This window comes from Occallatibacter sp., assembly GCF_049802275.1.
Taxonomy (GTDB): Bacteria; Acidobacteriota; Terriglobia; order Terriglobales; family Acidobacteriaceae; genus Telmatobacter.
On the sequence record NZ_JBARMD010000145.1, the window covers coordinates 1 to 11,412 of the forward strand.

The 11,412-nt window shown below is 58.7% G+C and carries 13 protein-coding genes and 1 pseudogene; 3 read left to right on the top strand and 11 right to left on the bottom strand.

What is annotated here, in order from left to right; genetic code table 11:
- The 4 genes from WA354_RS04650 to WA354_RS04665 form a co-directional block, all read right to left on the bottom strand.
- Positions 1-711 (bottom strand): NAD(P)H-dependent glycerol-3-phosphate dehydrogenase (locus WA354_RS04650; protein ID WP_472811841.1); only part of this gene is annotated, 711 nt, incomplete at its 3' end.
- Complete coding sequence (plsY, locus tag WA354_RS04655) at positions 708-1,328, bottom strand: glycerol-3-phosphate 1-O-acyltransferase PlsY (protein ID WP_472811842.1); 621 nt, start codon at positions 1,326-1,328, stop codon at positions 708-710. The genes WA354_RS04650 and plsY, both read right to left, overlap by 4 nt.
- 91 nt (positions 1,329-1,419) lie before the next feature.
- Positions 1,420-1,926, bottom strand: a complete 507-nt coding sequence (locus WA354_RS04660) for a DinB family protein (protein WP_472811843.1) — start codon at positions 1,924-1,926, stop codon at positions 1,420-1,422.
- 34 nt (positions 1,927-1,960) lie between these two features.
- Positions 1,961-2,584 carry a type 1 glutamine amidotransferase family protein gene (locus tag WA354_RS04665; RefSeq protein WP_472811844.1) on the bottom strand — a complete coding sequence of 208 codons (624 nt, stop codon included), beginning with the start codon at positions 2,582-2,584 and terminating at the stop codon, positions 1,961-1,963.
- A gap of 102 nt (positions 2,585-2,686) precedes the next feature.
- Here WA354_RS04665 and WA354_RS04670 point away from each other — a divergent pair, with 102 nt between their 5' ends.
- Complete coding sequence (locus WA354_RS04670) at positions 2,687-3,646, top strand: helix-turn-helix transcriptional regulator (RefSeq protein ID WP_472811845.1); 960 nt, start codon at positions 2,687-2,689, stop codon at positions 3,644-3,646.
- 93 nt (positions 3,647-3,739) lie between these two features.
- Positions 3,740-4,069 (top strand): GYD domain-containing protein, encoded by a 330-nt coding sequence (locus WA354_RS04675; RefSeq protein ID WP_472811846.1) that lies wholly within the window; start codon positions 3,740-3,742, stop codon positions 4,067-4,069.
- Between the two features lie 79 nt (positions 4,070-4,148).
- Here WA354_RS04675 and WA354_RS04680 read toward each other — a convergent pair whose 3' ends face one another.
- The 6 genes from WA354_RS04680 to WA354_RS04705 all read right to left on the bottom strand — a co-directional run bounded on the left by WA354_RS04680 (position 4,149) and on the right by WA354_RS04705 (position 9,160).
- Positions 4,149-4,817 carry a hypothetical protein gene (locus WA354_RS04680; protein ID WP_472811847.1) on the bottom strand — a complete coding sequence of 223 codons (669 nt, stop codon included), beginning with the start codon at positions 4,815-4,817 and terminating at the stop codon, positions 4,149-4,151.
- A gap of 111 nt (positions 4,818-4,928) precedes the next feature.
- Entirely contained in the window at positions 4,929-5,876 is a 948-nt protein-coding gene (locus WA354_RS04685) for a catalase family peroxidase (protein ID WP_472811848.1), read from the bottom strand.
- A gap of 122 nt (positions 5,877-5,998) precedes the next feature.
- Positions 5,999-7,243, bottom strand: coding sequence for a competence/damage-inducible protein A (locus tag WA354_RS04690; RefSeq protein ID WP_472811849.1), 1,245 nt, complete (start codon positions 7,241-7,243; stop codon positions 5,999-6,001).
- Positions 7,244-7,363: 120 nt separating this feature from the next.
- Positions 7,364-8,416 (bottom strand): SMP-30/gluconolactonase/LRE family protein, encoded by a 1,053-nt coding sequence (locus WA354_RS04695; protein WP_472811850.1) that lies wholly within the window; start codon positions 8,414-8,416, stop codon positions 7,364-7,366.
- 8 nt (positions 8,417-8,424) lie between these two features.
- Complete coding sequence (locus WA354_RS04700; protein WP_472811851.1) at positions 8,425-8,943, bottom strand: phosphatidylglycerophosphatase A family protein; 519 nt, start codon at positions 8,941-8,943, stop codon at positions 8,425-8,427.
- Positions 8,933-9,160, bottom strand: a complete 228-nt coding sequence (locus tag WA354_RS04705; RefSeq protein ID WP_472811852.1) for a DNA gyrase inhibitor YacG — start codon at positions 9,158-9,160, stop codon at positions 8,933-8,935. Before WA354_RS04705 ends, WA354_RS04700 begins: the two co-directional genes overlap by 11 nt.
- A gap of 58 nt (positions 9,161-9,218) precedes the next feature.
- Here WA354_RS04705 and WA354_RS04710 point away from each other — a divergent pair, with 58 nt between their 5' ends.
- A complete protein-coding gene (locus tag WA354_RS04710) occupies positions 9,219-10,826 on the top strand; it encodes a PA14 domain-containing protein (protein ID WP_472811853.1) in 1,608 nt (535 codons plus the stop codon).
- A gap of 14 nt (positions 10,827-10,840) precedes the next feature.
- Here the strand turns inward: WA354_RS04710 and WA354_RS04715 are convergent.
- Positions 10,841-11,412 (bottom strand): annotated as a pseudogene (locus tag WA354_RS04715) (30S ribosomal protein S12 methylthiotransferase RimO); the annotation flags it as partial.

Sequence of the window (11,412 nt, forward strand, 5' to 3'; positions counted from 1 at the left end):
GGTTTCGCGGCGTCCGCCACAGGCGACTGCGAGCCGCGTGATTTCGGCGATGCCACGGGTGATGAGCGCAGCGGTGGAGTTGTGTCCAAGGCCCACGCCGGCAGCAACTCCGGCAGCGATGGCGATGACGTTTTTGAGCGCGCCGCCCAGCTCGACTCCGATTACATCGGTGGACGTGTATAGCCGCATTGTCTCGGAGGAAAACTCCTGCTGGATGAGCGCGGCGATCTGCGGATCGCTAAAGGCTATGGTGACGGCCGTGGGCTGTCCCTGGGCCACTTCAATGGCAAAACTTGGACCTGAAAATGCGCCAATAGAGAGCAGAAGGCCGGCAGGCTCGAGGGTCTCGGAAATCACTTTGGTCATGCGGTGATGCGTTTCCTTTTCGATTCCCTTGGTGGCGCTCACGATGAATTGGCCGTTGTGGAGATGACCTTTTACTCGCTGCAAGGTGGAACGAAGGAATTCCGAGGGGATAACGGAGACCAGAATCTCTGCGGTTGCGATAGGCGCCATGTCTGCCGTCACAGCCAGATCTAGGGGCAGAGGAAATCCCGGCAGGAATAATGTGTTCTCGCGGGCAGTGTCGATTTGACGGGCTTCGCCTTCGCTATGAGCCCAGAGAGTGATTTCGTGGCCGCCGCGGCGACTGAGAGACAGCGCAATCGCCGTTCCCCACGCGCCGGCACCAAGTATAACGATCCGGCTCATGCGGGCTTCCTTTCGTGGTTGCGCGCGCCGAAGCGGTTTTCAGTTCCGGCGGCGAGGCGGCGAATATTCTGGTGATGCTTCAGGATGATCAAGAGCGAAACAAAGATTTGCGCGGCGATGTAGGGCGCGGGCTTTTCTCCGCGCACCATAAACCATGCAAACACAGGAAAGCTTGCGGCGCCGAGAATGGAAGCCAGCGATACGTAGCGGGTGAGGAGCAAGACGATCGCGAAGAGCCCGATTGAAGAGAGAGCAGCAAGCGGCGCGGCGACGAGGAAGACCCCGAAGCCGGTTGCGACTCCCTTGCCGCCGCGAAAGTGCAGCCATATGGGGAACATGTGTCCCAGCACTGCGGAGACCGCAGCGAGGGCCTGCGCATCGCGCGTCGGCATGTTGGGGAGCAGATAAGAAGCCAGCAACGCGCCAATCCAGACCGCCGCGGCGCCCTTAACGACGTCAAGCAGAAATGTGGCTGCGCCGAGGCCCTTGCCACCGGAGCGAAGTACGTTGGTGGCACCGATGTTGCCGCTGCCAACAGATCGAATGTCTTCGTGGCGGAAGAGCTTGACCAGAAGGTATCCAACAGGAATGGAACCCAACAGGTAAGCGATTGCCACGATGAGAAGACTCGCAAGGAGCATGACGAAACAGAGTTTAGCAGGTGAGGCGGCGCGAATTTGAAACGGGTCTTCCGCTTGCAGCCGGCTCTTAAATGCGCTCGTCTGCGGAAGGTCCATAGATAGCGGGCACCTTGGACTCAAGGAGGCGCAGATAGACGGTGAGCTGGCCACGGTGGTGAGCGAGATGACTGAAGACGGCGTCGGAGATCATGATGCTCCGCGCGTTTTGCGACACGGTTTTGCCGCCCATTTTGAACCCCCAGGGCGTGGCCAGATGTTCGTCAGTCGCTGACTCGAGAGCGCGCCGGGCATTCGCCACCGCGGTGGCGAGGCTGGCGAGAAGCTCAGACTTTTTGGCGAGGGGTCTGGTGCGAAAGCCTTCTGAGTCGGCCAAGTCGAGATTGAGTTCATCGCGGTCAATCATGAGGGCGATCCAGCCAAGCATGCCGGCGACGAGGGCGGCGAGGTAGCCAAATTCCATGGAACGCTCGTGGGGTTTGAAGCTGTTGTGGCCTTCGGGAACGCGCTCGATGGCTTTGCGGGTGGATGCTGCTTCGCGGTCCAGCTGGGCGAGAAAGAAATCCTTGAGAACCATGCGCAATCTCCTTGGACGAAATGGGATGGAAGGCTTAGCGGCTGACGCATTCCAGAAGATCGGAGTAGCCGGTGGCGTCGCCGAAACGAAAGAGCGCGTACCATGCGTCGAGCGCTTCGCGGCTGTAGAGGCCGAGGGTACGGAATATCTCGCGGGCGAATTCAACTGGCGCGATGCCTGAAGCGGTAATCACGCCTTCGTCGGTGATGGCCGGAACGTCGCAGTAGAAGCTGCCTCCGCGGTAGCCGCTGGAAGCGAGATATTCGCGGCTGTTGCTGGTGTGATGAAAATCATCGAGCATTCCAGCGCGTGCCAGGGCCAGTGTTGCTGCGCAGATGGCGGCGACTGGGACACTCTCGACGAAGAAGATCCGAGCCAGTTCGATGGCATCGGCGTTGCCGGCGCATTCCCACCGGTCGCCGCCGGGAAGGATGAGCATGGCGCTTTGATCGGGACCTATCTCGGCGAGGCAGATCTCGGGCTGGATGCGAAGGCCACCCATTGTCGTAACAGGCTGCGTGGTGAGTCCCGCGCTAACCATGCGGTACCGGCCGGGCTCGCGTTGAAACTGGGGGTTATTGATGCCGGCGATGGCAAAGGATGCTTCCCAGTCTGCCATCGAGTCGAATACGAAAAGGTGAACATCTTGACCACTCATCCTTGACCTCCAGCGACAAAACGATGATGGCACTGCATATATGACAAGAAATGTCATATATAATTTGAGAAAGTAAAAAATGTAGAGAAAATCGGAGCGCTGATGAAGGCTGATCGACTTATGTCGGTACTGCTGTTGCTGCAGGCCAGGGGGCAAGTGACTGAGCGCGAGCTGGCTGAACAGCTTGAAGTTTCACAGCGTACGATTCATCGCGATCTGGAATCCTTGAGCGCGGCGCGAATTCCGATTTCAGCGATGCGCGGCGCACGGGGCGGATGGCAACTGGAGAAGGGATGGCGGACTCAGGTGCCGGGGCTCGATGAAGCAGAGTTAAATGCGCTGCTGATGGCTCAGCCGCGGGGGCTTGGCAATCCACGACTGGCATCGGCGGCACAGAGCGCTCTGAATAAGCTGATGGCCGCGATGCCGGAACCCTTGAAGGTGCAGGCAGCGCATATGCGGCAGCGGCTTCACGTGGACCCTACGGGCTGGCGCGACACGGGCGAGGATCTGTCGATGCTCTCCGCGGTGCAAGATGCAGTGGCCCGCGATCGCAAGCTCACGTTTGATTACACGCGGGCAGACGGAGAACAATCGAGCCGGTCAGTCGATGCGCTGGGGCTGGTGTCGAAGGGGCTCAGCTGGTATCTGGTCGCACGCACCGCGAACGGGATGCGGACATTCCGAGTGTCGCGGATGAAGCGCGTTACCGTGCTTGCGGTGGGATTTGAACGGCCGGCGCGATTTGACCTGGTGGAACATTGGCGGTCGTCGACGGCGGAACTGGATCGCAAGAGAGCGACCTACCGGACTGTTCTTTCGCTCACGGCTGAGGCGGCGCGGCGCGTTCAGGCATGGTGTGTCACGAGGCCTGCTGCAGCAGGTGCGACAGGGCACAAAGGCAATGCCGGAAGGACTGCGCTGCAAGTGGATTTCGACAATGAGGCACAGGCGCAGTTCATTGTGCTGGGGCTGGGGGCGGCAGTTTGCGTGCTCGAGCCGGAGAGCTTGCGGCATTGGGTTGAGGCGGAGGCAAGGACGGTGGCAGAAGGGATCGAATGAGGGTAGATTTTCACTCGCGAGGTGTTTCGCCACGCATGTATACTTCACCCGCACCCGGTTCCCACATTTAATTCTCTGAAAGTGAGAAACACTATGCCCAGTTATCTCGTGCAGGTTGCTTACACCTCAGAAGCCATGGCCGCGATGATCAAGAAACCGCAGGACCGTGCGTCTGTGGTCGGCAAGGCAGTTGCGAAGCTCGGCGGGACTTTGAAAGAAGCGTGGCTGACTTTCGGCGATTACGACACCGTTGTCATGGTCGATATGCCGGACAACGTGAGCGCAGCAGCTTTTGCCATGGCCATCAGCGCGGGTGGATCGTGCAGCGCCGTCAAGACGACTCCTCTGCTCTCGGTTGAAGAGGGGATTACGGCGATGAAGAAGGCGGGTGGCTCCGGCTACAAGCCAGTTGCAACCAAGTAGAATCGCCTTTCTTAAGGCGATTAAAATGGCCCGCGGTCTTTCATTCCGCCGGCCATTTCCATTTGAATTGCCTTGAGGTTTAATCCACCATCAATTCGCCAGGCAGAATTGGCCGGGTGCGCGGGAGAGCGCCGTTGTATGCGGCCGCGCCCATTGCAAACAGCATTCCCATATAGATCAAAAGCTTGACGAGGCTTCCGGTGCGCGTTAGTGGAAGAGTCTTCCACAGGACCAATAGCACAGTCTGCGAAATCGTTACCGCCCACACCGTGCCGTAGAAATAGCGTCGTTCAATACCCTCATTTTTTGTAGACTTGCCGACGCGCGGCAGCTTGCCAAGCGCGCCCAGCAGCAGGATCAAGATAGCGAGAGGAAAGTAGACGTACTGGTAGAGCTGCTTCATGGTCCACTCGCCGGTGATCACGGCGATGACAAGGCCAGTGAGGTTCAGCAGCGCGAAGTTCAACGCCGCATTCCAAGCGAAGGTGTAGCAGACTTTGCGATAGAGAGGGTTGGGGCGGTCTTCATCGAAGCGCAGGATGTAGGGCGCTGCCTCGACCCCGGGTAGTTGGCCGTAGACTGCAGCAATGCCTGTTCCAAGCAGCACCAAAGCGAGCCAGGCGCCGTTGGCAACGCTGAATCCGCGTGCGAAGAGGCTGAAGACCAGTGGTCCCGGCGCGAGGAAAAAGACCCAGATCCAGATGGGCCAGTGAAGCACCCGGTAGTATCCCTTGTTGCGGATTCGCATTTTGCGAGCGTCCGCATATTCAACCCTGCCGCTGTATCGCATATAGTGCGAGTCTTTCAAGGCGCACGGGATGGCGTCAACCAGGTGCCGAGAGCGCGTGCCGATCGAGTACTAAGCTTTAGCTGCTCGCCGTTCGCGTCCGCTGAGCAGGTAGATGGCCGCACGCAACTCCAGCAGTGGATCGGCGGACGGTTCGATGCCATCTACGCGCGGAATGGGATCGAAGATGATTTGCTTCTGTTGAACCAGGGTGTCCGCGAAAACGCTGGTCAGTTCGAGGGTCCCGAGTTCAACGAGTTCGCGGCCCTCGGGCCAGTGGATGGTTGCGTCGTCGGTTGTATCAACGGGTGCAGCGACCTGGACAAGAATCTTGAAACGGATGGGATCTTGTTTGACGCGGTGCTCGAGTTCTTCGTAGTGATAATCGGGGCGAAGCCGTGCAACGGCATCGTCGGCGAGGTAGTCGTTTCCAGCTTCGGGCACGATGCGATAGCGGCCGTATTTGCTTTTTTCCTGAGCGTTGATGAAGCGAAACGCGGTTATTCCGAAGTAGGTTTCGCGCGCCAGACTCGAAGGAAAGGGCTTGGGTGTCTGGACGAAACGGAGCGCTGCTGGATGTGACCCGAGAAAACGTTCGATGGGCTTGGGTGAGGGAACCTCAGGACCACTTGCTCCCGCGGCTTTCAGAAACTCCAGAAACTCTGCTCCATCGCGTGTGGGGAAGCCGTCGGTCGAGTGGCTGACGATGTCGGTGTGCACGTGCTCGGCCAGGTTGAAGCGGATGGCAAGACCGCGCGGATTGGCATCGGGGGAATTGTCCGGGATGTTGGGAAGCCCGGTTGAGTTCGAGAACCGCACCGTGATCGGCGTGGACTCGCGCGTGATGTGCGGCGCCCTGGTAAGCGAGGCGCCGCTCGCTGCGGGCTTGAACGTTCCGTTTAGCATCAGGCCTTTTGCGTGAGCGGGGCGGAAACCCGGATGCGGACCGAAAAGCTTGTGAAACCGCGCGAGGAGGTCGTTAGCGAAAGCGACGACCTTTTCATCATTTGGCAGAGGCATGGGGAATCTCCGTTTTGGGGCGGCTGTATTGGACGTCTGAACGGCGCCGTGCTAGACAAGATAAACCACACCCATGGGAGGATGCGTTAAATTTGCCCATGTTTTCTCTTGAGGCGCGCTGCCTATATTAGCTTGCGGCGGACGAGGTCGAGTGCCTGCTGGCTGGCCCATTCGCGGATGCGGTTACGGTCTCCGCGGAAGTTGCGCTCGAAAGTGTCGGTCTTCTGGTCATCGCTGACGGCAATGTAGACGCGGCCAACGGGCTTGCTTTCGGTGCCTCCGCTGGGCCCTGCGATTCCGGTCACGCCCAGTCCCAGGGTTGCACCGGTACGTTTGCGGATGCCTTCGGCCAGCGCTCCGGCTACCTCCGATGAAACTGCGCCGTGTTTGTCGATCAGTTCCTGAGGCACGTCGGCAAAGGCTGTCTTCAATTCGTTGGAATAGACCACGACGCTGCCCAGAAACGAGCGCGAACTACCAGGGACGGACGTAACCCGCTGGGCGATCATGCCGCCTGTGCAGCTCTCGGCAACAGCGAGTGTCGCCTGCCGCAGTCCCAGGTAAAAAAGGACAATCTGTTCCAGCGACTCGCCTTCCGCGGAATACATCCAGTCGTCGAGGGCTTCCTCAAGTTTCGTCGCGAGTTCCTCGACGCGCTGTTCAGCGACGTCTTTGTCGGCCTTGGTGCAGATCAGGGTGAGTTGAATATCGCCGGCGTGGGCGAGAATGGTCGTCTCCACGTCGGTGTAGGTGGTATAGATGGGGGCGAGAAGTTTGTCGGCTTGCGACTCCGGAATCATGGCGGCCTTGAGCGTGCGCTTCGCGAGATGCCGCACAGGCACAAGTGCCCGCAAGCGGGGCATGCATTCGTCGTCAAAGAGAGGCCGGCACTCATGGGGAGGACCGGGGATGAGGACCATGAGCTTGCGATAACCGGAGTACGTGGTCTCGAGCCACTGCCCGGGCGCGCTTCCGTTGGGATTGGTGAGAAAACTCGCCCCCTCGATCAGATCCGCCTGTTTGAGATTGTTCTCGGGCATGCTGATGCGCCAGGTTGCAGCTCGCGCGTGCAGCGCGGCCACTTGCGGAGCGTCGCGCCTGAGCTTCAGCGACAGTGTCTCGGCGACTGCTTCACGCGTCAAGTCATCCTCGGTCGGCCCGAGACCGCCCATCAGGATCACAATATCGGTCCGCGCAAGTGCGTTGCGGATTGCGCCGATGAGGTCCTTTCTCCGATCGCCGACAATCGTCTTGAAGGCTACCGTGACTCCGATCTCGTTGAGCCTTTCGGTCAGATAGAGAGAGTTGGTGTCCTGGCGGTGCGGCGTTAGCATCTCGGAGCCGACTGCGATGATCTCGGATTTCATGAGGCAGTTTCTAGCTCCTAGCGTCTAGTTTCTAGTTTGAAGGATGGCAGAATAGAGTGTTGACTTTTTCGCCCGACCTGCACCTGTCGGAACACAAAGCCCGGGGCCATAAGCCTTGCGCTAGAAAGCATTCATCCCTTCGACTCCCAGCTCCAAATCGTAAACTGCGTCGTTGTTGGCCAGCACCGTGGTTCCAAGCGGCGAGAAGGCCACGCCTACAAGATTAATTCCGGCTACAACAATGCTCGTATCGCCGCTGTGAGTCACACGCACCAGACCGCGCCGGCCATGGAGGCTCGCGGTGACGAACACATCTCCATTTGAGGCAATCGCGAGCCCCTGGGGCCGTCCCAAGCCTCGATACCAAGCGCGTGCTTCGCCGTGGCTGTTGATTGCCCATATGGCGTCGTTCGATGAGAGGGTTGGTCCGGTCACAAACAGCGTCCCCTCTTTGTCGACCGCGAGGTGATAGGCTGAAACGCTTGGCTCCAACGTGGCATACACAAAGATCTTTCGCTGCGAATCGATTTTGAAGATCGTTCCGCTGCGATCACCGACGAAGAGGTTTCCAGCACCGTCGAAAGCCGCGCCAGTGGCAACGCCCATGCCTTCGGCGTAAAGGGTTGACTCGCCAGCCCCATCGATGCGGTAGACGTTGCCTTCTGCGCGCGAAGTTACAAACAGGTCACCATCGGGGCTGAAGGCCAAGCCAGTGGCGTTCAGTATTCCGGTTGCGAAGGGAGTGCCGCGTCCATCGGGACTTACACGCACTACCGACACGGGCGTCTGCTTTCCGCGCTGGCCGGAGATTGTGGCGTAGATCATTCCTGAGCGGCTCACGGCCGGGCTGGTCACGGGATGCAGTCCGCTGGAAAGTTCGCGCGCAATGTGGAGCGGCACGCCGTTGCTTACACCCGCCGGTGTGCGAACTTCCACCAGCCCCGATATGGCGTTCTCTGGAACCCGGAACGCGACGCGACCGGGACGGCTCATCAACACCTGCGCCGGATGTGTGCCCACGACAACCACAGGCGGACCGTAAGGATTGGGACCGAGGTTGGCGCCAATAAGTTCGACTTCGCCGAGGGGCAGCGCAGCTGATGGTACGACCTCGTCGATGCGCGGCTCAGGAGTCATTTGGTCGTGTGCGGGTTGGATGCGGGTTCTCGGCATTTCCATTCTCAGTGAATCCAGAGACGCAGTACCGACGCCACTCCCAAAGCATACAGCCCCGCCGCTACGTCATCGAAGACGATGCCCCAACCCTCGGGCAACTTCTCGAGTTGGCGTGCTGGGAATGGCTTGATGATATCGAAAAGGCGAAAGAGGACGAGGGCGATGAGGCCGTGACGCAAGTCGGCCGGACTGCCCAGCAGGGCGATCCACTGACCGGCAACTTCATCGATTACAACAAATTGAGGATCGTGACGGCCGCTCTCTCGTGCAGCGATGGCGGCGGCTGGAACTCCTGAAGTGATCGACAAGATAATTCCGATAAATACAACAAGCAAAAGGCCGTTAGGGGTTGGATGGAAGAGCCAGGCAATGGCGCACCACAGTAGAACGGCCGCTACGGAGCCCCAGGTTCCGGGTCCTGGTCTGCCCAGCCCTGCGCCAAAAAAAGTGGCGATAGTCCAAGCCCACGGCGTCTTGCGCGCAGTCTCGGTTGAAGGTGGGGCAGTGGCTGGACTATTCGTCATCCTGTTTCCTGCGCTGGCGTCCAATCTCGCCAAGATCCTCAAGAACTTCGGGATCCAGCACGGGAGAACTGATCTTATAGACGCCCATGGCCCATTTACCCAGATCGATCTTGCGGCAGCGGTCGCTGCAGAAAGGAAAGTCTTCGTCTTTGGCGGTGACGAGCATGCCGCAGGTGGGGCAATGCAGAACTTTCGCGGATTTTTTCTTCTGTGGCATCGTTTGTCACTGCCTTGACTAACAGATCAAGTTTAAATGGTACCGGTGGAACTGAATCGTGATTAAGACAGACCGAATCCCGGCGCTTGGGATGGCCCTTCTCGTCCTCTCCCTGTGTTCGAACTCTGCTGCGCCGTTCCAGTTGCCTCCGCCGCCTTCAACAACACCACAGAGTGAATCCGCACCCTACCTGCTCCGCTTGACCACGCGAGAAGTACTCGTGGACGTGGTTGCTACGGACCGTCGGGACCACCCCATCCGCGATCTGTCCGTGCGGGAATTCGAAATCGTGGAACTCAAGGAGCACGGTAATAAGACGCCGGTTGGAATTGCATCCTTTCGGCCCGTCGATGCCACTCTCGACCATTCGGACGTCGTGCCCCGGTCCGGCGGGTTTCGTGTCTCCCTCGGCGGAGACTGCGCCGCGCGCTCGACGTTTCACTATGCAATCTCCTTTCATCCTGACGAGGTAGGATGGCAGGGCGGATATCACGAAATCGAGGTGCGAACGACGCGGCCGGGAGTAAAGCTGGCTTACCGCCCTCGCTACTATGTGGGTGCGAGGGAAGCACCGGAGAGATTGCCTACTCTTGCTGAAGCGGCTGCCGCGCTGCAGGCGGCGGCCTGCTACCGCGCCGATCTTCCGCCCTCGATTGGGCTAGCTGTGCGCCCCGTTGCGACTGGACTGAACGATGTGGTGCGCTTCTTTGTCACCGTAGATGCGGATTCCCTCGCGTTCATCTCTGTTTCCACGAACAACCGGCGTGTGCAACTTGATTATGGCGCGTGCACGTTCGATAGGAACGGACGGCTGCTGCGCTACTTCAACTCTGCAGCTGACCGGATGCTCACTTCCCAGGAGTATGCGCAGGCCGTAGTGCATGGTTTCCCGAATCTGCTGGAGTTCCCACGGATGAAGGATGGGGCGATGATGCGCGTGGTGGCGCGGGATCGCACGACCGGAAATATTGGAAACGTCGATCTTGTTCTTACGTCCGATTTCGCGTTGCAGTCCCAAGCAATCTCCACCGCGGACGAGCAATCGGTGGAAAAAATCGCGTTACAACAAATGGATTTGCGTGCCGAAATATACGGCCGTTACAGCGCTGAGCCATACATTCGCCCTCCCTATGGCCCCCTTGGCTCTTTCGGTTCTGTGGTCCCGAGACCGCCTGACTTCTGCGGTGATGTATATGACCTTCCGAAGGAAACGATGCGGCTGCCCAACTTTTGGAATTTAGGTTCTATCGGAAGCCTGCATGCGACATCGCTTGACGTGCCGCATCAGAACTTCACAAATACAGGCGGCATACCGGGAATTACATCCGGTACGGCATGGCTTGGCATTGATTACCACGCGATCTTCTGGGTTAAAAATCCAGGCACGTACCAGTTCCGCTTGTTGGTAGACGATGGCGCAAAGCTTTTTATTGATGATCAGAAGGTGATCGATATGGACGGTGTGAACTCAGGCCGGATGGCAAGCGGGCAAATTAAACTGAGCCAGGGGGAGCATTCCATGCACGTTCCCTACATCCAAGGTCCGCCAACCGATGTCGGGCTTGTGCTAGCCGTCAAGTCGCCCGGAGAACACGGTTTTCAGATATTCGACCTGCGAACATTTGGCGCTCCTCAAGACAACTCGGAAACTTCTGTTCCGAAATGATTCTGTGCACCGTTTCAATCTAGCGATCGCGAAACGATGCGGGCTACGAGGTCGTAGTCGTGGGCCTCGGTGATCTCGGCGCGGTAGAATTTTCCGGCTTCCAAACTTTCGAGGTCGCCGAAGTCGTTGATGTAAACTTTGCCGTCGATTTCGGGTGCGTGGAATTCAGTGCGGCCTTCCCAGAGCATGGGAGTTTCGTCGCTTTCTCCTTCGGCCAGCACAACGAGTTCGCGGCCGATCCAGTGTTGCTTGGCGCGCTTCGATATTTTTTGTTGCAGCTTCATCAGCTTTCGTTTGCGGGATTCGATGGTGTGTTTGGGAATCTTGGCATCGAGGGAGTGCGCTTTTGAGCCTTCCTCATCGGAGTAGTTGAAGACCCCTAGCCAGTCGAACTTTGCGTCAGTTATGAACTGCTGCAGGACTTCATAATCAGCGGAGGACTCGCCGGGGAAGCCGACGATGAAGGAGGTGCGCAGGGCAATACCGGGCACGGCAGCGCGAACCTTCTCAAGTGTCTTGAGGAAGATGTCGGCGCCGGCGCCGCGCTTCATGCGTTTGAGCACATCGGGCGATGCATGTTGCAAAG